The 20,590-nt window shown below is 47.6% G+C and carries 27 protein-coding genes; 15 read left to right on the top strand and 12 right to left on the bottom strand.

Annotation, left to right across the window (positions count from 1 at the left end):
- Positions 1 to 19: 19 nt before the first annotated feature.
- Entirely contained in the window at positions 20 to 577 is a 558-nt protein-coding gene (locus CYJ37_RS10610) for a YufK family protein (RefSeq protein WP_009795418.1), read from the bottom strand.
- A 161-nt stretch (positions 578 to 738) separates the two neighbouring features.
- Between CYJ37_RS10610 and CYJ37_RS10605 the strand changes: the two genes are divergently transcribed.
- On the top strand, positions 739 to 1,311 hold the full coding sequence (locus CYJ37_RS10605) for a hypothetical protein (protein ID WP_009795420.1): 573 nt from the start codon (positions 739 to 741) through the stop codon (positions 1,309 to 1,311).
- A gap of 26 nt (positions 1,312 to 1,337) precedes the next feature.
- On the opposite strand, the gene CYJ37_RS10600 is transcribed toward CYJ37_RS10605, so the two are convergent.
- Complete coding sequence (locus CYJ37_RS10600; protein ID WP_009795421.1) at positions 1,338 to 1,574, bottom strand: hypothetical protein; 237 nt, start codon at positions 1,572 to 1,574, stop codon at positions 1,338 to 1,340.
- A 419-nt stretch (positions 1,575 to 1,993) separates the two neighbouring features.
- Here CYJ37_RS10600 and CYJ37_RS10595 point away from each other — a divergent pair, with 419 nt between their 5' ends.
- From CYJ37_RS10595 to mnhG, 7 genes are read left to right on the top strand one after another with little or no spacing between them, the layout of a single operon-like run.
- Positions 1,994 to 4,384, top strand: a complete 2,391-nt coding sequence (locus tag CYJ37_RS10595) for a Na+/H+ antiporter subunit A (RefSeq protein WP_101549596.1) — start codon at positions 1,994 to 1,996, stop codon at positions 4,382 to 4,384.
- Positions 4,381 to 4,803 carry a Na(+)/H(+) antiporter subunit B gene (locus tag CYJ37_RS10590; protein WP_094769475.1) on the top strand — a complete coding sequence of 141 codons (423 nt, stop codon included), beginning with the start codon at positions 4,381 to 4,383 and terminating at the stop codon, positions 4,801 to 4,803. Before CYJ37_RS10595 ends, CYJ37_RS10590 begins: the two co-directional genes overlap by 4 nt.
- Positions 4,803 to 5,144, top strand: coding sequence for a Na(+)/H(+) antiporter subunit C (locus CYJ37_RS10585; RefSeq protein ID WP_094769474.1), 342 nt, complete (start codon positions 4,803 to 4,805; stop codon positions 5,142 to 5,144). The genes CYJ37_RS10590 and CYJ37_RS10585 overlap by 1 nt, the downstream gene beginning before the upstream one ends.
- A complete protein-coding gene (locus tag CYJ37_RS10580) occupies positions 5,137 to 6,618 on the top strand; it encodes a Na+/H+ antiporter subunit D (protein ID WP_101549595.1) in 1,482 nt (493 codons plus the stop codon). Before CYJ37_RS10585 ends, CYJ37_RS10580 begins: the two co-directional genes overlap by 8 nt.
- A gap of 4 nt (positions 6,619 to 6,622) precedes the next feature.
- Positions 6,623 to 7,099, top strand: coding sequence for a Na+/H+ antiporter subunit E (locus CYJ37_RS10575; RefSeq protein WP_009795426.1), 477 nt, complete (start codon positions 6,623 to 6,625; stop codon positions 7,097 to 7,099).
- Positions 7,099 to 7,383 (top strand): Na(+)/H(+) antiporter subunit F1, encoded by a 285-nt coding sequence (locus tag CYJ37_RS10570; protein ID WP_009795427.1) that lies wholly within the window; start codon positions 7,099 to 7,101, stop codon positions 7,381 to 7,383. Before CYJ37_RS10575 ends, CYJ37_RS10570 begins: the two co-directional genes overlap by 1 nt.
- Positions 7,367 to 7,738 (top strand): monovalent cation/H(+) antiporter subunit G, encoded by a 372-nt coding sequence (gene mnhG / locus CYJ37_RS10565; RefSeq protein WP_094769490.1) that lies wholly within the window; start codon positions 7,367 to 7,369, stop codon positions 7,736 to 7,738. Before CYJ37_RS10570 ends, mnhG begins: the two co-directional genes overlap by 17 nt.
- Positions 7,739 to 7,784: 46 nt before the next feature.
- Here mnhG and CYJ37_RS10560 read toward each other — a convergent pair whose 3' ends face one another.
- Complete coding sequence (locus CYJ37_RS10560; protein ID WP_035403284.1) at positions 7,785 to 8,168, bottom strand: PaaI family thioesterase; 384 nt, start codon at positions 8,166 to 8,168, stop codon at positions 7,785 to 7,787.
- Between the two features lie 372 nt (positions 8,169 to 8,540).
- Between CYJ37_RS10560 and CYJ37_RS10555 the strand changes: the two genes are divergently transcribed.
- On the top strand, positions 8,541 to 8,723 hold the full coding sequence (locus tag CYJ37_RS10555) for a hypothetical protein (protein WP_009795431.1): 183 nt from the start codon (positions 8,541 to 8,543) through the stop codon (positions 8,721 to 8,723).
- Between the two features lie 49 nt (positions 8,724 to 8,772).
- On the opposite strand, the gene CYJ37_RS10550 is transcribed toward CYJ37_RS10555, so the two are convergent.
- Complete coding sequence (locus CYJ37_RS10550; RefSeq protein WP_009795432.1) at positions 8,773 to 9,378, bottom strand: DedA family protein; 606 nt, start codon at positions 9,376 to 9,378, stop codon at positions 8,773 to 8,775.
- Positions 9,379 to 9,629: 251 nt separating this feature from the next.
- On the opposite strand from CYJ37_RS10550, the gene CYJ37_RS10545 reads away from it, so the two are divergent.
- Complete coding sequence (locus tag CYJ37_RS10545) at positions 9,630 to 10,037, top strand: hypothetical protein (protein WP_009795433.1); 408 nt, start codon at positions 9,630 to 9,632, stop codon at positions 10,035 to 10,037.
- Positions 10,038 to 10,157: 120 nt separating this feature from the next.
- Here CYJ37_RS10545 and CYJ37_RS10540 read toward each other — a convergent pair whose 3' ends face one another.
- The 3 genes from CYJ37_RS10540 to CYJ37_RS10530 all read right to left on the bottom strand — a co-directional run bounded on the left by CYJ37_RS10540 (position 10,158) and on the right by CYJ37_RS10530 (position 10,976).
- Entirely contained in the window at positions 10,158 to 10,343 is a 186-nt protein-coding gene (locus tag CYJ37_RS10540) for a hypothetical protein (protein WP_022544332.1), read from the bottom strand.
- 157 nt (positions 10,344 to 10,500) lie between these two features.
- Positions 10,501 to 10,692 carry a hypothetical protein gene (locus tag CYJ37_RS10535; protein ID WP_022544333.1) on the bottom strand — a complete coding sequence of 64 codons (192 nt, stop codon included), beginning with the start codon at positions 10,690 to 10,692 and terminating at the stop codon, positions 10,501 to 10,503.
- 29 nt (positions 10,693 to 10,721) lie between these two features.
- Positions 10,722 to 10,976, bottom strand: coding sequence for a hypothetical protein (locus CYJ37_RS10530; protein WP_142385249.1), 255 nt, complete (start codon positions 10,974 to 10,976; stop codon positions 10,722 to 10,724).
- A gap of 229 nt (positions 10,977 to 11,205) precedes the next feature.
- On the opposite strand from CYJ37_RS10530, the gene CYJ37_RS10525 reads away from it, so the two are divergent.
- Genes CYJ37_RS10525 through CYJ37_RS10515 form a run of 3 tightly spaced genes read left to right on the top strand, consistent with a single transcriptional unit; the run spans position 11,206 to position 13,668 of the window.
- Positions 11,206 to 11,979 carry an SDR family oxidoreductase gene (locus CYJ37_RS10525; protein WP_009795438.1) on the top strand — a complete coding sequence of 258 codons (774 nt, stop codon included), beginning with the start codon at positions 11,206 to 11,208 and terminating at the stop codon, positions 11,977 to 11,979.
- A gap of 26 nt (positions 11,980 to 12,005) precedes the next feature.
- Entirely contained in the window at positions 12,006 to 12,614 is a 609-nt protein-coding gene (locus CYJ37_RS10520; RefSeq protein WP_009795439.1) for a hypothetical protein, read from the top strand.
- Positions 12,604 to 13,668, top strand: coding sequence for an alpha/beta fold hydrolase (locus CYJ37_RS10515; RefSeq protein WP_101549591.1), 1,065 nt, complete (start codon positions 12,604 to 12,606; stop codon positions 13,666 to 13,668). Before CYJ37_RS10520 ends, CYJ37_RS10515 begins: the two co-directional genes overlap by 11 nt.
- A gap of 199 nt (positions 13,669 to 13,867) precedes the next feature.
- Here CYJ37_RS10515 and CYJ37_RS10510 read toward each other — a convergent pair whose 3' ends face one another.
- From CYJ37_RS10510 to CYJ37_RS10495, 4 genes are all read right to left on the bottom strand, one after another.
- The gene (locus CYJ37_RS10510) at positions 13,868 to 14,461 is read right to left on the bottom strand and encodes a sulfite oxidase-like oxidoreductase (RefSeq protein WP_101549590.1); all 594 of its coding nucleotides are present in this window, start codon (positions 14,459 to 14,461) and stop codon (positions 13,868 to 13,870) included.
- 114 nt (positions 14,462 to 14,575) lie between these two features.
- Complete coding sequence (locus CYJ37_RS10505; protein ID WP_009795442.1) at positions 14,576 to 15,889, bottom strand: Na+/H+ antiporter family protein; 1,314 nt, start codon at positions 15,887 to 15,889, stop codon at positions 14,576 to 14,578.
- A 266-nt stretch (positions 15,890 to 16,155) separates the two neighbouring features.
- Positions 16,156 to 17,658: a leucyl aminopeptidase gene (locus CYJ37_RS10500; protein ID WP_101549589.1), complete on the bottom strand. Its 1,503-nt coding sequence runs from the start codon at positions 17,656 to 17,658 to the stop codon at positions 16,156 to 16,158.
- A 61-nt stretch (positions 17,659 to 17,719) separates the two neighbouring features.
- On the bottom strand, positions 17,720 to 18,097 hold the full coding sequence (locus CYJ37_RS10495) for a DUF309 domain-containing protein (protein WP_022544336.1): 378 nt from the start codon (positions 18,095 to 18,097) through the stop codon (positions 17,720 to 17,722).
- A gap of 216 nt (positions 18,098 to 18,313) precedes the next feature.
- On the opposite strand from CYJ37_RS10495, the gene CYJ37_RS10490 reads away from it, so the two are divergent.
- Positions 18,314 to 18,793, top strand: coding sequence for a divergent PAP2 family protein (locus CYJ37_RS10490; RefSeq protein ID WP_009791424.1), 480 nt, complete (start codon positions 18,314 to 18,316; stop codon positions 18,791 to 18,793).
- A gap of 10 nt (positions 18,794 to 18,803) precedes the next feature.
- Positions 18,804 to 19,580 (top strand): cobalamin-binding protein, encoded by a 777-nt coding sequence (locus CYJ37_RS10485; protein ID WP_101549587.1) that lies wholly within the window; start codon positions 18,804 to 18,806, stop codon positions 19,578 to 19,580.
- Positions 19,581 to 19,861: 281 nt separating this feature from the next.
- Here the strand turns inward: CYJ37_RS10485 and CYJ37_RS10480 are convergent, their stop codons facing one another.
- Positions 19,862 to 20,572, bottom strand: a complete 711-nt coding sequence (locus tag CYJ37_RS10480; protein ID WP_101549585.1) for a 3D domain-containing protein — start codon at positions 20,570 to 20,572, stop codon at positions 19,862 to 19,864.
- Positions 20,573 to 20,590 lie beyond the last annotated feature (18 nt).

The following is a 20,590-nucleotide window of genomic DNA, read 5'->3' as shown; positions in this document are numbered from 1 at the left end:
GCTGCTTTTGCTGTGTACTCTATACAGGAAGGCTAGCCATCACGCTGTTATATAGCTTCAATGTTATAAACAAAAGGATGGAAAGCAGAGAAGCCCAGGATATGACCTGGAAGAAGATGATCCCGATCAGTCCAGCCAGAGAGATGGAACTGCCTGAAATATAGACAAAGTAAATGAAATAAATGACAGTCGCTGCAAGAAAAATTCCCGCCATAGTGTAAAAGCTGAAAAAGCTAAAAAGCGACAGCGCACCGCCGGCCAGATATATAACTGATCCGCTCCGGCTTTTCGCGATTGCTTCTCCGCTTTCATCTTTCGAAAAGAAAAGCAGGGAAAGGCCGTTGATGGTGTCTGCAATCAGCTTCAAGGCAGCAAAAATCATAAAGCAGCAGGCCATACAGATGATGAGCAATGCAAGCTTTATGCCAGCCTCCGGAAAGAACTCTTTCATGCCTTCATATACACCAATTCCCGAAAGCCAGCCCAGCAGTTCCTTCTCCGCTATGGCCGAAAAAGACAAACTGAATAACAAAATCGCCATTAAAGGGAAATAGCTGGTCAAATACTTATTTTTCATATGAAGCCCCCTTAGTCACAGATTCCCTAATAACATTATCGGCTGGTCTGGCCGGATGTACAGGCCGCACAAAGGGAACCGGCAAAAAAGCTGCTCTAAAAGCTGCAGTCATTTAATAAGATAATAAAAAATGAAAGCGCTAACATTAAGGGGGATTTAAAATGAAAAGAATGAGAATCTGCCTGCCCGCGTCTTTGCTGACAGCCTGCCTCCTGTTTGCCTGGAATTGGCCGGCAGCGTCCACACCAAAAGAGATGCAGGAATTCAAAGGGGCATTGGAAGATCACATGCAAAGTACAGTCCACTATTATCATGAAGATTCAGCAGAAATCAAGGACTTTATCACAATGAATGGAGACGTGGTAAAGATCATCCAGACAGATGACACTGCCACACCGGAAAATGAGGAAAAGATTGAGGAATATTCCACAAAGATCGCTGTCGCTTTTACTGAATTCGAATTAAAGCGCGATTCCATTTTCTTTTTTAAGAAAAGAGAAATGTATTATTATGATCTTGAAAAGAAGGAATTCCTGTCTTCTGTACATGTGATGGGGAATTCCGGGGTGGAACAGTTTTTCAAAGAATATATGCATGATTTCACGAAAGTGCTGACACCTGCCTCGCTTGCACTGCTTCTGCTGCTGCTATCCGCCATTATCATAGTACCGGTCCTGATCATGATTTTTCATAATAAAAGCAGGTCAGTCTCCGGGACAGCCGGCCAGGCTTAAGAGAGGATGAACTATTCATCCTCTCTTTATTTATGGGGCAAAACATCCACTCCTGCTTCCACCCTTACATATTCCCTTGATTCAAATGCTTTTATCTTTCTCTTATCAGGGCCCTGGCCAGACTCAGCCGGCATAACCTCTACCATTTCTTCTTCTGTATCAGAGTAAAAAAATTCTCTTTTATCCTTTGCTTCCAGCACCCATGCACCGGCAAACAAAAACCCAAAGAGGATTATGGATGCGAGTATTTTTTTATGCATCATAACCACCACCTACCCGTAGTTTGCATGCATTTTATTAAGTTTATACAGATTTTTTTCGAAATTTTTTCCGGTTTCAAACCTGTTTCTACCTATTTAATAAAGTTGGGAGAATCCTTGCGGCATAAGGTTTCCTCAAATGCACGACCGTGCCATTTAGGTTATAATTTGTTCAGAGGCAGTCTCCGGGAGGAATTTTTTTCCCCTGGCATAACTTAGAGCAGATAAAGTGCGGAGCATCTTATAACAAAGATTGGAGATAATTGTATACATACGCGTCTCTGCTTACAGCTTTTCTTCACAAGCCTGGAATACTTTCAGCCGCAAATGGGAAAAGGCCTTTGATATGTATCAATTTCTTCCTGACAAGGACTCACATGCACCAATTCTGTGCGCTTACAATTAAAAAGGAGGTCATATTGTTGTCTTTGCTGCATTTGGCGATTGTGTCGCCATTATTGTTTGCCATATTTATACCATTCTTCTATAAATATTTCAGGCAAATACATACCGGGTGGTTCCTATTGCCCCTGCCCATCCTGCTTTTCAGCTATTTCATCAGCTATCTGCCGGAAACAAAAGCGAATGGGGCAGTAAGCAGGACCCTGTCCTGGATTCCATCCTTCGGGATCGATTTTACAGCCAGGGTCGATGGCCTCGGGCTGCTTTTCGCCCTTTTAATCACAGGCATCGGAGCATTAGTGGTGCTGTATTCCATTTATTATCTTTCTAAGGAAAAAGAAAAGCTCAACACCTTTTATGTTTATCTGCTCCTGTTCATGGGGGCTATGCTGGGAGTTGTCCTATCCGATAACCTGATAGTCATGTATGCTTTCTGGGAGCTGACCAGCTTTTCTTCTTTCCTGCTGATCGGCTATTGGTACCACAGGGAAAAGTCCCGCTACGGCGCCCAGAAATCGATGATGATCACGGTACTTGGCGGACTGGCTATGCTGGGCGGGATCATCCTGCTTTATCTGATGACAGGAACTTTCTCTATTTCCGAAATCGTCCCGATGGCCTCTGAAATCATGGAAAAGCCGTACTTTGTCCCTGCTCTGCTTTGTTTCCTGCTGGGCGCTTTTACAAAATCGGCACAATTCCCGTTTCATATCTGGCTTCCTGACGCAATGGAGGCGCCGACGCCTGTCAGTGCATACCTCCATTCTGCGACAATGGTAAAAGCAGGCATCTATTTAGTAGCCAGGATGAGCCCGGTCTTTGCAGAGTCCGGCATCTGGCTGTGGCTTGTGGCATCCTTCGGGATCGTTACGCTGTTCTGGGGTTCCTTTTCTGCCGTCAAGCAGACAGACCTCAAAGGGATCCTTGCTTTTTCAACCATCAGCCAGCTCGGACTGATCATGTCCCTCCTCGGAGTTGGTGCAGCTGCCCTGCATTACGATACCGTGGAAGACAGCCTATATACGATAGCTACAACTGCGGCAGTGTTTCATTTGATCAACCATGCCACCTTTAAAGGAAGCCTCTTTATGGTGGTCGGCATCGTTGACCATGAAACCGGGACCAGGGATATCCGCAAGCTCGGCGGACTAATGAGCTTTATGCCGATTACCTTTACCCTTGCAATGATTGGAGCCTTTTCAATGGCCGGCCTGCCTCCATTTAATGGGTTCCTCAGCAAGGAAATGTTCTTTACCGGAATGGTCAACATTCTTGAGGTGGATATCTTCAATCTGGATACATGGGGTATTTTATTCCCAGTGCTTGCCTGGATTGCAAGCGTGTTTACGTTCATTTACAGCATGGTGCTTGTATTTAAGACATTCACAGGAAAGTTCCAGCCTGAAAAGCTCGATAAAAAACCGCATGAAGCTCCTTTCGGCATGCTTATTTCGCCGATCATCCTGGCTTCACTGGTCGTTATCATCGGATTCTTCCCGAATATCCTGTCAAGCACTATTATCGCTCCAGCCCTTGGAGTGATCATGCCTGGCCTTGTGTTTGACGTGCATATTTCATTCTGGCACGGCTTCACTCCAGAGCTTTTCATGACGCTTGGGGTCATTGCTTTCGGAGTACTGCTTTATACTACACTGGACAAATGGCGCCAGATTTATGATCTGTTCCCGGAGAAGCTTGCACTCAACCGCTTTTATGATGGCGGAATAGAAGGCATGCAGACCTTCTCATCAAACCTGACAAGAACCTATATGAACGGGTTTATCCGGACATATCTTGTGTACATCTTTACATTCTTTATTCTGCTGCTTGGCACGACGCTTGTCTGGAAGAATGCCTTTAAGCTGAGCACAAATGATCTGTCTTCAATCGGCTTCTATGAAGTGCTGCTGGCGCTGATCATTGCCGCTGCATCCATATCTATCCTGTTTGCCAAGTCAAGGCTGACATCGATCATCCTGCTCGGTGCAGTCGGATATACAGTAGCTCTGTTCTTTGTGTTATTCAGGGCGCCAGACCTTGCTTTGACGCAGCTTGTCATTGAAACTGTGTCTGTCTCGCTATTCCTGCTTTGCTTCTATCACCTGCCGAAGCTGAAGCGGAATGAAGAGAGAATCCGCTTTAAAGCAGTCAATCTTGCAGTATCGATCGGGGTTGGCGCCATCGTCACGCTGATCGCCCTATCTGCACACAGCAATAAGCTTGTTGACTCTATTGCAGGCTATTATATCGAAAACACTTATAAAGAAGCAGCAGGAAAAAATATGGTCAACGTGATACTGGTTGACTTCAGGGGCTTTGATACCATGTTTGAAATATGCGTTCTCGGGATTGCCGCCCTCGGCATCTTCGCGATGATCAAGCTCCGCCTGGCAAGGAGGAATGAAGGGTGAAAACGAACGATATCATACTGCAGACAGTGACGAAGGTCGCCCTGTTCATCATCATCCTGTTTTCAATCCATCTGTTCTTTGCCGGCCACTATTATCCGGGCGGCGGGTTTGTCGGCGGGTTGATGACATCCGGTGCCATCGTGCTGCTCCTGCTCGCTTTTGACATGAAGACAGTCGCAAATATTCTGCCGATCGACTATAAAAATATGATTGCCACCGGTCTTTTATTTGCCGTAGGTACCGGGGCTGGGGCACTGCTGTTCAATGTCCCGTTCCTGACCCACAAATTTACGGATGTCTATCTGCCCCTGCTCGGGAAAACTTCCCTGCACACGGCAGTACTGTTCGATACCGGTGTATTCCTTGTCGTTGTCGGAGTTACAATGACCATTATTCAAACAATAGGGGAGGATGAATAATGGAGATATTAATGTCCGTTCTCATTGGCATTCTGTTTATGTCTGCCACTTATCTGATGCTTTCAAAAAGCTTGCTCAGAATCATTATTGGAACAGGCCTTTTAAGCCATGGCGCCCATCTTCTATTGATTACCATGGGGGGCTTGAAGAGGGGAAATCCGCCATTATTGGGGGAGCATGCTAAAAATTATGCTGATCCCATTCCCCAGGCCCTGATCCTTACTGCCATCGTTATCAGCTTTGGCGTTACAGCCTTCTTCCTGGTTATGGCCTACCGCGCCTACCAGGAACTTGGCACAGATAATATGGAAAGATTGAGAGGAAAAGAAGGAAATGACTAACTTATTAATGCTTCCCATTCTCATCCCGCTGGCAACAGCGATCCTTTTAATCTTTCTCGCTAAAAATGTCCCTGCACAGCGCTGGGTTTCCGGGATATCTGCCGGAGTTACGGCTGCTGCTGCCTTCGTGCTTGTGCAGAAGGTGCACAATGACGGCATTCAGACAGTCGATCTGGGCAGCTGGGAGGCGCCCTACGGAATCACGCTGGTATCTGATATGGCTTCTGCCCTGCTTGTTTTGACAACAAGCCTGATATCCCTGGCCTGCCTGATTTATTCTTTCAGATCCATTGGCATTGACCGCGAGAAATTTTATTATTACCCTGTATTCCAGTTTCTGATCGTCGGCGTCAACGGGGCATTCACTACAGGGGATATTTTCAATCTGTTTGTTTTCTTCGAAGTGATGCTCATGGCATCATATGTCCTGATCGTTCTCGGCGGGACGAAGATCCAGCTTCGGGAATCCATCAAGTATATTCTTGTGAACGTCATATCATCAGCCTTGTTCGTCATTGCAGTAGGCTATTTATATTCTATTGTAGGATCCCTGAACATGGCCGATATTTCCGTGAAAATCGCAGCATTCGGGCAGCCTGGCATTTTGACGGTGGTCGCAGTTCTGTTCCTTATCGTGTTCGGACTGAAGGGCGCCATATTCCCGCTTTACTTTTGGCTTCCGGGCTCTTACTATGCACCGCCCATCCCGGTCATGGCCGTCTTCGGCGCCCTGCTGACCAAGGTAGGAGTCTACTCCATCATGCGGACGTATACTCTCTTCTTTTATCATGACCAGGGGTATACTCATGAAATTCTCAGTATACTCGCAGTGCTGACCATCATCCTCGGGGTGATAGGGGCAGTTGCATACTGGGACGTCAAAAGAATCATCATTTACAATATTGTTGTGGCCGTGGGGGTCATCGTATTCGGGATTGCGGCAATGACTCCGGATTCACTGGCCGGGTCGCTCTTTTATATCATTCACGATATGATCATTAAAGCAGCGCTCTTCCTGCTTGTCGGAATCATCATCAGCATTACGGGGACAAGCAACCTCCGCCATATCAGCGGGCTGATCAAAAGGTACCCCGGGCTTGCCTGGACCTATTTCATTGCGGCACTTGCCCTTGCGGGGATTCCTCCGCTCAGCGGCTTCATTGGAAAGCTCCTGATCGTCCAGGGAGGATTTGAAGCCGGCCGCTATTGGGGTGCAGGAATCGTCCTTCTATCAAGCCTCCTGGTACTGTTCTCAGTCATGAAAATCTTCATCAATGGATTCTGGGGAAATCCCCGCTCCTACAAAAATGAAGATAAAGCTCCTGTAAGGACATTGCTCATTGCTCCGGTAATGCTCACTGCCCTGTCTGTATTTATGGGAGTCGGGACAGAAGTGATCTATCCTTATATCTCGCAGGCTGCTGAAACTCTTTCGGACCCAAATATCTATATCAATGCAGTCTTAAAGGAGTAATGATATGGCATTTCAAATTTTATTGAATTTCTTTTTAGCATTTGTATGGATGTTCCTTAAGGTCTCTTATGACCCGGTAACATTCCTTGTCGGCTATTTCTTCGGGCTGCTGATCATCTTTGCATTCAGGCGGTTCTTCGATTCACGCTTTTATCTGCTCCGGGTCGCGGCTGTCCTGAATCTGCTGCTGATCTTTATGAGGGAGCTGATATTATCCAATATCGCCATACTGAAGGTAATCCTGAAGCCAAAGCTTGATATCAGGCCCGGCATCTTTGCTCTTGAAACAGAGCTGACCGAGGACTGGGAAATCACGGTCCTTTCGGGACTGATCACTTTAACGCCGGGAACGCTGGTCATCGATGTTTCCGATGATAATAGAATCCTTTATATCCACGCCATGGATATAGGGGATGTCCATGAATCGGTCAGCAGCATCAAGAATTCTTTTGAAAAAGCAATCATGGAGGTGAGCAAGTGATGCTGGAAGTGATTGTACAAATTTCGCTGCTCTGCATTTCCGTTAGCATGGTCGGCCTTATCTACCGTGTAATCAAGGGGCCAACCATCCCTGACAGAATCGTGGCACTCGATGCCATCGGGATCAATCTCGTAGCTGTCATTGCACTCATTTCCATCTTGCTGAAAACCAATGCTTTCCTGGAGATCATCCTGCTGATCGGTATCCTTGCATTCATCGGCACGGTAGCCTTCTCGAAATATCTGGAAAAGGGGGTTATTATTGAACGTGATCGAAATCATTAGAATCATCATCATAGTCCTGATCCTGATAGGGGCCTTTCTCAGCCTTGTAGCGGCTTTTGGAGTAATCAGGCTGCCTGATGTATACACACGTAACCACGCCGCCTCCAAAGCCGCTACATTGGGTGTCATGTCCGTTCTGCTTGGGACCTTCCTTTATTTTTATGCAGAAGAAGGGCATTTCAACTCAAGGCTTATCCTGGGAATCGTATTTATCTTTATGACATCCCCTGTTGCCGGCCACCTGATCAGCCGTGCAGCATATAACGCAGGTGTCCCATTGGCGGATGTAAGCGTCCAGGATGATTTAAAAACAAAGAAAAATTCACAGGTAAGCGTCAAACAAGAAAAGCCATGAGGGAATCCCTCATGGCTTTTCTTGTTATTCTCATGCCCAGATGCTGCTATTTCCTTTGAATGACCGCCATTGTGCATCTTGAAACACACACAAGCTTCCCTTCTTCATCAGTGATTTTGATATCCCAGACCATTGTTGATTTTCCCTGATGAAGAACAGTGGCAGCTGCAGTGACGACTCCGTCTTTTTTTGCCCTGATATGGTTGGCGTTGATCTCAAGGCCGACCACAGCTTGTTTTTCCTGGTCCACTAATTCAAATGCACCGATGCTGGCCACCGTTTCAGCCAAAGCCACCGAGGCGCCGCCATGCAAAAGCCCGAAAGGCTGCCTGGTCCTCTCATCGACCGGCATGGTCGCTGTCACATGCCCTTTCCCAAGCTCAGTCACTTCTATTCCTAAGGCATGTATCAGCGTATTCTCCAATTTCATCATTCCAGTTCCCCCTCCATGTTTTTAACCATGGTGCATGACTATGTATGTACTTTTACTATAACTTCAATCCTTGTGACAGACAACCTGGCAAAGTATCCTTGCTCTTCATTCCCTGCCCCAAAGGCCGGGAGCAGTGTGTTGCTTCGGAGTCAGTGAACGCCAATTTAATACAAAATAACTGCTTAAATAAAAGGCTGCGTTAGTGTACCTTGTTGATTTTGGGCTGCATTTCAGCACAGCTGAAATGCAGCCCAAAATCAACAATAATGTTTAACAAAGCTAAATAAAAAAAGCCTGCTGCGGCAAACTAAAGATGTCCATCAAGTTCCGCAAAAACATGGACGAAACCATAGACAGGGGTGTTCATTTATGGATCATATCCGTGAAGGTTTAATTCCAGCAGTTCTTGGTACAGCTGTAACAGCAACAGGCTACGCGCTGAAGCAATCCAGAAAAGTAGACAGCACGCTGTCCGACACCATCGTCGGCTTCGGACTTGCCCATATCGTTCTGGGAGCCATTGACCTGGTTGAACACCGCCATCACTATTAGCACACAAAAAGGCAGCTTTTGCACGCTGCCTTTTCTTTTTTTAGCTCCCTCACGCCAGCTCCCTTTGCTTTTCTTTTTTTCTTCTGCTGCGTGTCTTGATCACGAGGATGATAAGCGCAAAGACGGCACCGGCCAAGAGCGCCTCTTTTCCATAAAGGATGATGGCATCTATATGATCGCCGAACAGATATCCTAAAGTGAAAGCAACCGCAAGCCAGAGCAGTGCCCCGCTGAAGGCAAACAATGCGAAGGTTTTGAATGGAAGCCTGCTGAAGCCATAGAGGAATGGGACAAAATTGCGCAGCCCCGGTATGAAATAGCTGAGTGAAAGGGAAAAGGCATGATGCTTATCCATCAGCCTCAAAGAGTCATCAATTATTTTTGCAAACCGTTTTCTTTTATGGAAATATTTGATCAGCGGCCGGCCGATAAACCGGCCAAGTGTATAGCAGGTCGTCAGCGCGGCAGTCATGCCGGCATAGGTCACTAGAAAAGCCCCAAGAGGATGAAGCACACTCATCGAGGAGACCATCCCGACTGTCATGGCAATGACTTCATTTGGGACGGGGATGCCGAAGACGCCGAACCAGAGCCACAGGAATAGGCCGACATAGCCATTTTCTTCAATCAGCAGCAAAATATAATCCAGCTCCATCTTCAGCACCTCCCCCGCTCTCCATCTATTTAAGAATTCTCCATTACCCTTGTTTACCCCTCTTTTATCTTTATGAATCCATACTAATACGCTCATGCTACTTAAATGTATATTCCTTCCTGCAAAGCACATAACCGATTAAGATGGCTGACAGTTTTTTTTTCACTGGCAATCGTAAGAAAGGGGGCCGCCGCATATAGATGGAATGAATGGGTGCACCTGGATTATGTTCCATGAAAGGAGCCAAATAAATGTTTCCGCATTATTATTACGGAAGAAGAAACAGCATCAGCCGCTACCCGCAGCCTGTATGCCATTTTCCTCCGCCTCCCCGCCAGCTCTATTATACAGCCAGCGTGAGGCAGTTTCCTTCTGTCAATCCTGCCACCTTTATGAGCTCGGCCAAGCATATGCAGGATCTAATGAGTGATGCCAGGTCACTGCTTGACAGGATGGCTACTTCCAAGCAGTTTTCCAATGATCTGATGTCAGCTGCCCAGCAATCCCAGACAAAAAAAGCAGAAGAGATGATCAAGGCAACCGGAATTAAGTCGCAGCCCCGTGTCACATATACACCGGACGGGCTCACCCTGGTATTTGAAGCAAAAGATGACCATGCTCAGTGCTGCAGCCTGACCTTAAAGCTCAGATGGATGTAAGTGCAAGTGCAGGCTGCAGCACTGATGCAGGAATTTCAGCACAACAGAAAAAAGCTCTCCTGACCAGAGAGCCTTAAAAGAAAGAGTCTATTGTTAAATGGCACTTCATACCTTCATCAATCAGTAATACGGATATCCTCCGCCGTATGGCGGGCCGTAAAATGGCGGCGGGTAAAAGTATGGCCTTGGCCGCGGAAAAAACAGTGCACTGCCGACAAGCCCTCCAAGCAATCCGCCTACAAACGGCGCCCCAAAGAAAAATCTTGAACCGCCTCCAGCATAATATGGCGCTCTATATGGATGCATAAAAGGTCTACCTCCTTATTTTCTTCCCTACACTACTACATATGCAGGCGAATGCCTTTTGGACTGGGCATTTGTCCGCTTTCCGGGGCATTCACCGCCGGGCTGTTCTTCATCGGCAAAAAAAAACACAGGAGAAGCTCCCCTGTGTTTTTCAGCATTATTTTTGTTCCAATATATCTGCCGTTTGTCCGCACGCCTGCAGTGCCTGTTCGACCGCCTGGAGGGATTCCTCGATGCGCTCACGGTTTGAACCCTGTTCTACCGTTGATAATGCCTGCTGCAGGGAATCTTTCGCCTGATTCAGGGATCCATATGAGTCCTGTACATATCCTCTTGCATTTTTCTGCATGATAGCACCTCTTCTTTGCTTCTTATTTTTCACTGCCAATAACCAATGGGAAGGCAATTCCGTTCATCTGCAGAGCTGACCAGCCGGAGCTGGAACAGAAATTGGTCGAAGAGGATCGGCTCACCATCATCGAAAGAGCATGCTTCCAAAAGGAGCTCCAGCGGATTATCTCCTGCCCCGGAATGCTCCATCACGCCTGAAAGCCAAAGCTTGAAGCTCAATGACTGCCCAAGTGCACTATATCCCGCTTCATCGAATATTTCCCTTATCTGCTTTTCATCCATCCGGCCGCCTCCCTGCATACCAGAAATCTTCCATTTTTGATTTTTCCCAAACAGGCTGTTTTTATACTTTCCCCAGGCAAGAAAAGGCGCTGGGAGAACAACCATTTTCTGCACTTTTGCATGATGGCTCGTCTATAATATAGCGAAGCATAAATCGGCAGCCTGCAGGGTATTCCAGAATTCATCATATGTAGCCTTACAGCTGTTCCAATAAGGAGGGATATCATAAATGGATACTAAAGAACTTTTCGATTTGTCCAATAAAACGGCCATCGTCACCGGCGGCGGGCGGGGGCTCGGCGAGCAGATGGCCTATGCACTTGCAGAGGCAGGAGCAAATATAGTCGTCTGTTCCAGGAATCTTGAGGCGTGCCAGACTGTCAGCAAGAAACTGGCATCCATGGGAGCCCAGTCATTGGCATTGGAATGCGACGTGACCAATGAAAACAATATCAGCTTTGTCATCGCGGAAACGATCAGCCATTTCGGCCGGCTTGACATCCTGATCAATAACAGCGGAACTTCCTGGGTCGCTCCGCTCCTGGACTACCCGGAAGACAAATGGGACAAAGTGATGGATGTAAATGTGAAGGGCGCATTCCTGTTTACCCAGGCAGCTGCCAGAGCCATGAAGGATCAGGGCAGCGGAAAAATCATCAATATCGCATCTGTCACAGGATTCAGGGGGGCTCCATCCGGCTTCCTGGATACACCGGCATACAACACCAGTAAAGGGGCGCTGATGGTGCTGACAAAGGATCTGGCTGTGAAGCTCGCTCCTTATAACATCCAGGTCAACAGTATTGCCCCGGGCCTGTTTCCGACAAAAATGACGGCATCCATGGAAAAAACCAATAAAATATTGCTGAAAAAAATACCTGCCGGAAGGTTTGGCAAGAATGAGGATTTAAAGGGAACAGCGTTGTTTCTGGCTTCCAGTGCTTCTGATTATGTGACAGGCCATACGCTTGTAGTAGATGGCGGCTTGACGGCAACCATCTAGAAAAACAGCGGAAAGGAGCAGGCGAAATGTCAAATGAACAAGCGCAGGAATTATTCAGTTCATTAAAAAAAATGGGAATGAAGCTTGAATTTGAACTAAATGAGCTGATAAAAAAGCAGCTGAATAAAGAAGAACTTCTGCTTTCAGCCAGCTCGAATTCAGCTGTAATCGCGAGTATGATCAGCCAATGCAGGAATATGGTTGAGTTGCTTTCCATACCTTTAAACTTCCCTACAAAGAACGATGTTGCCCGGGTGGCAAAACTGGCCATTCAGGTTGAAGAAAAAGTCGATCAGCTTGACGAACAAATGATGGCACTGTCCAGTACACTTGCCGATATAAAAAGTTCGGTCGAAATGCTTGGGGCAGGAGGCTTAACAGAAAAGCCGGACAGCCCGGCTATGGACCTTCCTAAATCCGGTCAGAACCCGCAATTGAAAGCACCTTCCTCCAAACCAGAATCTGTTAATGATTCAGGAACTGCGGCTTCCAGGAAAAAACCAGAAGACAGTCCGGCTGAGAAGAGACGGAAAGCACGGTCCAGGGCACTCAGCATCCTTCTGGATAATATCCAGAAAAATGCTGAAATCCAATCCGGATTGCCTTTGAAAGGATCGAAAAGTAATGGGAGATAATAGCAGCAGCTCCAATGGATTCTGGTCCGAGAAGGAACAGGAGAGATGGAGAGGATTTTTCCGGACTCTCTCGGCAGCACAGCCCGATCAGGGATGCACATACAGAAGGGCAGTCTGGAAAAAGAACAAAGCGGTCTTATGGCATTACCCCCCGGCGGAAAGAAAGTACAGCACTCCCATGTTCCTGATTTATTCACTCATCAACCAGCCTTATATCCTGGACCTTGCACCAAATGAAAGCATGATCGAGGTACTTGTCAATAAAGGCTATGATGTGTACCTTATTGATTTTGGCGCCCCGGGATATGAAGATAAAGACCTGACGATCACCGACTATATCAGGGATTATATTGCGAAAGCCGCCGCAAGAGCGCTCAGGCACTCAGGGGCATCAGAGCTGACAGTTATGGGCTTTTGCCTTGGCGGGACCATTGCAGCCATCTATGCAAGCATCTCAGAGGAGCCGATCAAGAACCTGGTTCTATTTGTTACACCAATTGATTTCAGCATCCTGCCCGCCTATGATGAGTGGATTGAAGCCGTTTCAACAGGCAGGGCCGATTTTGACGCTGTCATTGATGCACTAGGAATCATCCCGGCCCCCTTAATGGAAGCCGGCATGCGGCTGCTTACTTCACCTATCTACTTATCTCACTACCTCTCTCTTTTAAACCGCTCATATGATGAGAAATACACAGAAAAGTGGCAGAGGTTCAACACCTGGACATCGGGCCATATCCCTTTTTCCGGAGCAGCCTTAAAACAAATTTTCCATGAGCTCGGGAGAAGGAACTCCCTGATGGACGGCTCTCTCATCATCGACGGAAAAAAAGCCGACCTGGCTAATATCCAGGCAAACCTGCTTGCTGTAGCAACAGCAGGAGACAGGCTGGTTCCCAGAGAACAGGTTGAGCCTGTGATCGGCCTCGTTTCGAGCAGAGACAGAACTTTTCACTTGCAGCATGGAGGGCACGCCAATCTTGCAACGGGCGGACAGCTTCCTCCCTACCTGACCGATTGGCTCCATGAACACTCAGAGCCTTCCGGCAGTTAAAATCTGGACAATGGAGGGATACGATGTTTTATACCTTGAACTATGAGAAGCTTTTTGGACCAACAGCTCACTGCAGCTATTACGGGTTTGCCTCAATTGTGTTTGCAGATTACTTCAAGAGATGCTGCAGCTAATAGTGGGGCTTATCTTTTATAAAAAACCTCATCTTCATTGGGATGAGGTTTTTTCCATGGCCAGGTCAATCAAAGCTGAACCTTTCTTCTTTGAAAGGATCCCCATAATTATGGTAGCCATTTCTTTCCCAGAATCCAGGCTTATCCACAGCAGAAAACTCGATGCCGCGGAGCCATTTGGCGCTTTTCCAGAAGTAAAGGTGCGGAATGACGGCGCGGAGCGGATATCCGTGTTCCGGGGTAAGAGTCTCGCCATTATGGGAGTGTGCCAGGAGGCTCGTTTCCTTCAGGAAGTCTGCAAGCGGCAGGTTGGACGTCCATCCTTCCTCTGCATGCAGAATGACAAATGATGTTTCAGCTCTAAGCTTTACCAGCCTGACAATCTCACTTGCAGCTACACCTCTCCACACATTATCCAGCTTTGACCAGCCAGTGACACAATGGATATCATTTCCGGACTCTGTCTGCGGCAGCTTTTGAAGATCACTGTAGCTGATTACCTTTTCCTTTTCCACTGTCCCGAAGATCCGCAGCGACCAGTTATCCAGATTCGAGTAATAAGGAACATTGCCATGGTGCAGGACCGGAAAAGATGCGGTCACATTCTGGTTCGGCGGTACACGCCCCCCGTCCCCTTTCCTTACTTTTCCGAAATACATGCAAAATCACCCCATTCACTTCTGTATGTAAGGATATATTATCCTATATTTCTGTTCATACACAGGAATATGCAAAAAGAGGGGCTCCATCATTACAGGAGCCCCTCTGCTTGATTATAGAACCATTGCTGCAATCCAGCCAAAGGCAATCAGCGGAATATTATAGTGCACAAAGGTTGGCACACATGTATCCCAAATGTGATTATGCTGTCCATCAGCATTAAGCCCGGCCGTCGGCCCGAGCGTACTGTCTGAAGCCGGCGACCCTGCGTCACCAAGAGCAGCAGCTGTTCCGACCAAAGCGATGGTCGCCATTGGACTGAAGCCAAGCTCCATGGCAAGCGGGACAAAGATCGTCGCAATAATCGGGATGGTCGAGAAGGATGATCCGATGCCCATTGTCACGAGCAGGCCGACAAGGAGCATAAGGAAAGCTGCAAGAGGCTTGCTGCCGCCGATAATTCCCGCTGCCTGCTCAACAAGCCTCTCAACATCGCCCGTTTCTTTCAGCACATCAGCAAACCCAAAGGCCGCCAGCATGACAAAGCCGATGAAAGCCATCATTTTCATTCCCTCGGTCAACAGGGCATCTGCTTCCCTCCAGCGGATTGCTCCGCTGATATAAATGACCAGGATGCCGCTCAGCGCCCCGAATATCATAGAATCCAGGATAATCTGAACTGTAAGTGCCGCGATAATGGCGAGGATGGAAAACAGGATTGCCATTTTTGAATAGCTTCCTTTTTCCGGAGCAGCGATTTCGATAGTCTCATAGCTTCTTGATTTACGGTATGAGAAGAACACTGCGATGATAAGGCCTGCTGCAAGACCGGCAGTCGGAATCAGCATCGCTTTTGGGATATCTCCCATTTCAATGACAAGGCCGCTGTCAGCCATATTGCTGGCCAAAATTTCGTGGAAAATCTTCCCGAAGCCTGCAGGCAGCAGGATATAAGGTGCAGTCAGCCCGAATGTCAGGACTGAAGCAATCAGGCGCCGGTCGATGTTCAATTCATTCATAACATGAAGAAGCGGCGGTATTAAGATTGGAATAAAGGCAATGTGAATGGGAATCAGGTTCTGGGAAAAACAGGCCATCAATAGAATCGCGAACACGATCAATGCCTTTGAATAGGCCTTTCCCTTGGATCCGCCGTTTTTGCCGACAACCCCAAGCACCCAGTCCACCATTAAGTTGGGAAGCCCGGTTTTGGAAATGGCAACGGCAAACCCGCCAAGAAGCGCATAGCTGAGGGCCACCTCGGCACTCCCTCCAAGCCCGTTTGTAAATACTTCAATTACTTTATCTACAGACAGCCCGCCAGTCAAACCGCCAACCAATGCCCCTGCAATCAGTGCAAACACAACATTCACACGCAAAAGGCTCAGCGCCAGCATCACAAGCACAGCTGCAATTACTGCATTCATGTTAAATCCCCTCTCTTGATGTAAAAACGTATAAGTATATGGAATGAATAGTTCAGCGTGTTTTAGCAGGTTGAGAAGTGTAAGCTTCTCCTTGATTGCTTTACTCTGATAAATTGGTAAAGAACTAAAACACAAATATTAAAATACCATACAGGGGCAGGCCTGTCAATGATCCCGGGGGACTTCCAGGGATTGGAGGACGGTGCAGGGGTGATATTGAAAAATGAAAAAAGCCCGACCCCTTGAGGGCCAGGCCAAATTAGTTCTTATTCAAATGGCTCAAATCGTTCTACCATAAGTGCAAGTGTTCTGGCCATCACTCCGGTGGCACCGGAAGGACCGAGATCATGCGCCTTGTCAACAGTAGCAGTGCCGGCAATATCCAAATGCACCCAAGGAGTCCCTTCGGCAAATTCCCCGACAAAGCCCCCGCCCATGATGGCATGGCCTGCACGTCCAGGAGAGTTGTTCAGATCGGCAATCTTGCTGCTCCTGATGCGTGCCTTGTCTTTTTCAAATAATGGAAGCCTCCAGATCGGTTCTCCGGCTTCAAATGAAGCTTCGAGCACCTGCTCATAGAGAGCCTCATTATTCGCCAATGCGCCGGTTGTATCATTGCCAAGCGCGACGATCACACCGCCTGTCAAAGTCGCTACATCTACCAGATAGCCTGCTCCATGATGCTTCGCATAGGTGACAGCATCAGCAAGAGCAAGGCGCCCTTCTGCATCTGTATTCAGTACTTCAATCGTTTTTCCGCTCATGGAAGTGATAACGTCATCCGGCTTGAATGCAGTACCGCTCACCATATTGTCTGTAGACGGAATGACGGCAACAACATTCTGTGCCGGCTTCAGTTCACCAATGATTTCCATGGCGCCAAGCACAGCGGCAGCTCCGCCCATATCGGTCTTCATGCCGACAATGCCGTCTTTCGGCTTGAGTGAATAGCCGCCTGTATCAAAAGTGATGCCTTTTCCGACCAGACCGACCACATCGGTCCACTCATCCCTGCCCTGGTATTTCAGGACAATCATTTTCGGAGGCTCAGAAGATCCCTGATTGACGGCAAGAAGTGCGCCCATGCCGAGCTTCAGCATATCTTCTTTTTCAAGAATTTCCGCTTCGAAGTGATGTCTGCCTGCGAGCTCAAGCGCGTAGTTCGCCAAATCTGTTGCTGTCAGCATATTACCTGGAAGGTTTACAAGCGTCCTCGCGGAGTTTGTCCCTTTTCCGTGGGCAGTCCCGACTTCAAGTGAAGCCTTAACCTCAGCTTCATCTGCAGTACTGTACACGGTCAGGCTTTCGACTTTCCTTTCAGGCTCATTAGACTTTTGCTTATAGCCCTGGAATTCATATGCTGAAAGCTCGAAAGCTTCTGCTGCAGCATGCGCCGCATCATTTGCGTCTGCATCCTCCGCTGTAAATGAGTCAAGATAAAGCGCAGCCTCCTGCAGCCTGTCTTCTTTTAAACGCTTAAAGACCTTTCCGAAAGCTTCCCTCAGCACTTCAAAATCCAGTTCCTTTTCTTTTCCAAGCCCTACAAAATAAATCCTTTTGACTCCTGTTTTGCCAAATGTATGTATTTTGGAGACTGCTTTTTTCTTAGCTGAAATGTCTCCGCTTTTCATCAGTTCTGTCAGATTTCCTTCAAAAATGTCATCCGCCTTTGCCAGATTGCCTTCAAGCTTGGCAGGCTTATCAAATAATCCGATGACAAGGGCCTCATGGCCGGCATCGAAGTCCAAATCCTGTTTGATTGTATACATTCTGATCACCTCCAGTATTAATACCTATATTATATCGGATAAAGTGATTTATTTCGAGAATCTAATCATCTTCCAAAAATAAATAGATATGAGGCAGGACGGGAAGGGTTTTTACCTCCTCATAAGGAATTGTATCTATAGTCTCTGGTATAATGGAGAGGCATGCAGAAATGAATCCGTACACCTTTTCAAGGTCCAGCCCCCAATGCTTCGGCCTGTAGGATTGAAGATAAGAATGGGCAGCCCGCATCATGAGCCTGGCGCCTTTTACATTGCCGTACTCGTAATGGTAGATGGCCACACTCATTTGCAGCAGCCCTTTGAAGAACAGATTGGCTTTATCTTCCATCCACATTTCCTCCAAAAGGTCATGGCAAGTGTAATAGTCGCCTTCATTGAAACAGATGAAGAACTCATAATATTCTTTGGGATAAAGCATGCAATCACCCCTGCACAGAATGTATTCATACTCCTGGTTATCCATATCATATCAGATGTACATAAATTACAGTATTCAACTTCCGCCCCGGCGGGTATAAAAAACAAAAGGGCACTCCGCCCTGCAGCTGAGGCATAATGGAAGTTCCAGCTCCACTTGCTTCCTGTCAGCCCAGGCAGCTGCAAAACAGCCAAAAAATGAAAAGGTGGTTTCCCGATGGATTTATTGCTCAACTTCCCTTTATGGTCTGCACTGGCCGCAATCTTTTTTGCACAGTTTGTAAAGGTGCCCATTCAGTATATTGCGACGAGGAGACTGGACTGGTCACTCTTGACAAGCACGGGAGGCATGCCCAGCTCCCACTCGGCCGCCGTCACTGCCCTTTCCACGGGAGTCGCCCTGGAAACCGGGATGGATTCTGCTGTATTCGCGGTGGCGGCTGTATTTGCCATCATCACGATGTTTGATGCAACCGGTGTAAGAAGGCAGGCAGGTGAACAGGCCATTGTCCTGAATCAGCTTGTGAACGATTTTAATAAATTCGTCGAAGAAGCGAAAGTATGGCAGAAAAAGGCCGAAAAAGAAAAACAGAAAGAACTGAAGGAGCTCCTCGGCCACAAACCGATTGAAGTGTTTTTCGGGGGGCTGACAGGGATTGCTTTGACCCTTGTTCTCGATATGCTAGTTAATCTATAAGGAGACTTTTATGAGAATAGTATCTATCTGTCCCAGCAACACAGAAATTATCGCTTACCTCGGGCTGACACATCTTCTGGTCGGAATCGATGACTATTCTGACTGGCCGGAGGAAGTGCTTCATCTGCCAAGGCTCGGACCTGATTTATCAATTGATATGGATAAGGTTGAAGCGCTGAAGCCTGATCTCGTACTGGCATCCTTGAGCGTGCCGGGGATGGAGAAAAATATCGGGGAATTAAGGAATAGGAACCTGCCTTTCATTACCCTTAATCCCCAAAGCCTTGAGGATATTGCACGGGACCTGAGTACAGCAGCCGAGGCTGCCGGATATCCCGGATTGGGTGAAATGGCAGCCGGCGAATTCAGGACGAAAATTAAAAGCCTGCAGGAAAAATCGGCAGGCGCCGGGTACAAACCCTCCCTCTACTGGGAATGGTGGCCAAAGCCGGTTTTCACCCCTGGAAGCATCAACTGGCTCACTGAAATCAGCGAGCTTGCCGGCGCCGTCAATCTGTTCAGGGATGTGGAACTCGCCAGCGTCCAGACAGATTGGGATGACGTCCTCCGCCGCCAGCCTGATTATATCTGTCTTGCATGGGTAGGCGTCCGCAAAGAAAAGGTAAAGCCGGAGATTGTCGTGAAAAGGCCAGGATGGAAGGAACTTGAGGCAGTCAAACATGAAAGAATCCTCGTACTGGAGGAAGAACTGTATTGCCGCCCTTCCCCCCGCCTGATTGAAGGCGCTGAAAGGCTCGCCCGTATACTGCATCCGGAATGCTTTTAGCGATAAAAAGAGGGAGGCCGTTTGATCAGGCCTCCCTCTTTCTTAGTTTTATTTTCTTTTTTGGCTTTTATTTGCGACTTTCCGGATTTATTTGCGACTGCCTCAAATTCGGACTTTCAATTCCTCGTTCCTCTACTGAACAAGGCTTATCAGCTTTGCTTGATCCAGCTCCGGCGTCTAGGGCCCGAGTCATAAGCCACTTTAGGATTGAAGGCAAAGACCGCCTTCTATCCTAAAGTGGCTTATGCTTGTCTGCCTCGGGCAAGCCGCCTCCGCTTTTCCTATTCCTCCACAGCCCTGTACTGGTGGCGGAATACCTGCATGGATTCGTTCTCGTTAAGGGCGCTTAGTTCCTCTTCAGTCAGGCTTCCGTCTCCCTCTTCAATCACATAAACATCAAGCGTTTTTTTGCCCCAGCTGCTGTAGACGTCTTCGACGGTTTCATAATATAGATCAAGTTTATTACCTTTGATGGCGCCGCCTTTGTCAGCTACGACCCCGTATCCATAACCCGGTATGAACAGGATGGTGCCGATCGGGAAAACGTTCAGGTCTGCTGCTACTGTAGAGTACAGATCTCGTTTTACCTTGACCCCAGAGTATGTAATGCCAAAGGACGGGTGCCCCGGATTCTTTCCTGTTGATTCATAATAGGCCGTATAGCCGGTCGCCACTACAGATTTGGCGGGATATTCTGACCAATTGAATGCTTCTTCCAAGGACTGTGGCTCGGCAGTAACCGCCTCCGCTGAGGAAATCAGCTCATTCGCTTCCAGCCTCGGAAGATATTTGTAGGCAAGTCCCATTGTTTTATATGTATGGTCTGAGAAAGCATAATCTTCCATTTCAGCTGCTGCCCCGCCGCCTTCGTACTGATAGGACTCAAGGGTTTTCGCGCCTACTCCGGATATGGATTGAAAGGTGGTAAGCAGTGCCCCTAAAAATAAAACTGACATGATGATGCGCTTTGTCCATTTTTTTAGTCTATTCATATAATAATTCACTCCTCC

It is taken from the genome of Bacillus sp. UMB0728, assembly GCF_002858875.1.
In the GTDB taxonomy this organism is placed as follows: Bacteria; Bacillota; Bacilli; order Bacillales; family Cytobacillaceae; genus Bacillus_AB; species Bacillus_AB infantis.
The sequence above is the reverse complement of the archived record's forward strand: the minus strand, read 5'-3'. Positions and strand labels throughout refer to the sequence as shown.

What these genes read in the sequence shown, in the direction of transcription:
- CYJ37_RS10490 (WP_009791424.1), top strand. Translation starts at nt 18,314, where the DNA reads ATGGATTTATTGCTCAACTTCCCTTTATGGTCTGCACTGGCCGCAATC.
- CYJ37_RS10505 (WP_009795442.1), bottom strand. Translation starts at nt 15,889, where the DNA reads ATGAATGCAGTAATTGCAGCTGTGCTTGTGATGCTGGCGCTGAGCCTT.
- CYJ37_RS10560 (WP_035403284.1), bottom strand. Translation starts at nt 8,168, where the DNA reads ATGAAATTGGAGAATACGCTGATACATGCCTTAGGAATAGAAGTGACT.
- CYJ37_RS10485 (WP_101549587.1), top strand. Translation starts at nt 18,804, where the DNA reads ATGAGAATAGTATCTATCTGTCCCAGCAACACAGAAATTATCGCTTAC.
- CYJ37_RS10535 (WP_022544333.1), bottom strand. Translation starts at nt 10,692, where the DNA reads ATGCAGAAAAATGCAAGAGGATATGTACAGGACTCATATGGATCCCTG.
- CYJ37_RS10575 (WP_009795426.1), top strand. Translation starts at nt 6,623, where the DNA reads ATGGCATTTCAAATTTTATTGAATTTCTTTTTAGCATTTGTATGGATG.
- CYJ37_RS10530 (WP_142385249.1), bottom strand. Translation starts at nt 10,976, where the DNA reads ATGGATGAAAAGCAGATAAGGGAAATATTCGATGAAGCGGGATATAGT.
- CYJ37_RS10500 (WP_101549589.1), bottom strand. Translation starts at nt 17,658, where the DNA reads ATGTATACAATCAAACAGGATTTGGACTTCGATGCCGGCCATGAGGCC.
- CYJ37_RS10495 (WP_022544336.1), bottom strand. Translation starts at nt 18,097, where the DNA reads ATGCTTTATCCCAAAGAATATTATGAGTTCTTCATCTGTTTCAATGAA.
- CYJ37_RS10605 (WP_009795420.1), top strand. Translation starts at nt 739, where the DNA reads ATGAAAAGAATGAGAATCTGCCTGCCCGCGTCTTTGCTGACAGCCTGC.
- CYJ37_RS10540 (WP_022544332.1), bottom strand. Translation starts at nt 10,343, where the DNA reads ATGCATCCATATAGAGCGCCATATTATGCTGGAGGCGGTTCAAGATTT.
- CYJ37_RS10550 (WP_009795432.1), bottom strand. Translation starts at nt 9,378, where the DNA reads ATGGAGCTGGATTATATTTTGCTGCTGATTGAAGAAAATGGCTATGTC.
- CYJ37_RS10510 (WP_101549590.1), bottom strand. Translation starts at nt 14,461, where the DNA reads ATGTATTTCGGAAAAGTAAGGAAAGGGGACGGGGGGCGTGTACCGCCG.
- CYJ37_RS10555 (WP_009795431.1), top strand. Translation starts at nt 8,541, where the DNA reads ATGGATCATATCCGTGAAGGTTTAATTCCAGCAGTTCTTGGTACAGCT.
- CYJ37_RS10585 (WP_094769474.1), top strand. Translation starts at nt 4,803, where the DNA reads ATGGAGATATTAATGTCCGTTCTCATTGGCATTCTGTTTATGTCTGCC.
- CYJ37_RS10480 (WP_101549585.1), bottom strand. Translation starts at nt 20,572, where the DNA reads ATGAATAGACTAAAAAAATGGACAAAGCGCATCATCATGTCAGTTTTA.
- CYJ37_RS10545 (WP_009795433.1), top strand. Translation starts at nt 9,630, where the DNA reads ATGTTTCCGCATTATTATTACGGAAGAAGAAACAGCATCAGCCGCTAC.
- CYJ37_RS10600 (WP_009795421.1), bottom strand. Translation starts at nt 1,574, where the DNA reads ATGATGCATAAAAAAATACTCGCATCCATAATCCTCTTTGGGTTTTTG.
- CYJ37_RS10525 (WP_009795438.1), top strand. Translation starts at nt 11,206, where the DNA reads ATGGATACTAAAGAACTTTTCGATTTGTCCAATAAAACGGCCATCGTC.
- CYJ37_RS10515 (WP_101549591.1), top strand. Translation starts at nt 12,604, where the DNA reads ATGGGAGATAATAGCAGCAGCTCCAATGGATTCTGGTCCGAGAAGGAA.
- CYJ37_RS10610 (WP_009795418.1), bottom strand. Translation starts at nt 577, where the DNA reads ATGAAAAATAAGTATTTGACCAGCTATTTCCCTTTAATGGCGATTTTG.
- CYJ37_RS10570 (WP_009795427.1), top strand. Translation starts at nt 7,099, where the DNA reads ATGCTGGAAGTGATTGTACAAATTTCGCTGCTCTGCATTTCCGTTAGC.
- CYJ37_RS10580 (WP_101549595.1), top strand. Translation starts at nt 5,137, where the DNA reads ATGACTAACTTATTAATGCTTCCCATTCTCATCCCGCTGGCAACAGCG.
- CYJ37_RS10520 (WP_009795439.1), top strand. Translation starts at nt 12,006, where the DNA reads ATGTCAAATGAACAAGCGCAGGAATTATTCAGTTCATTAAAAAAAATG.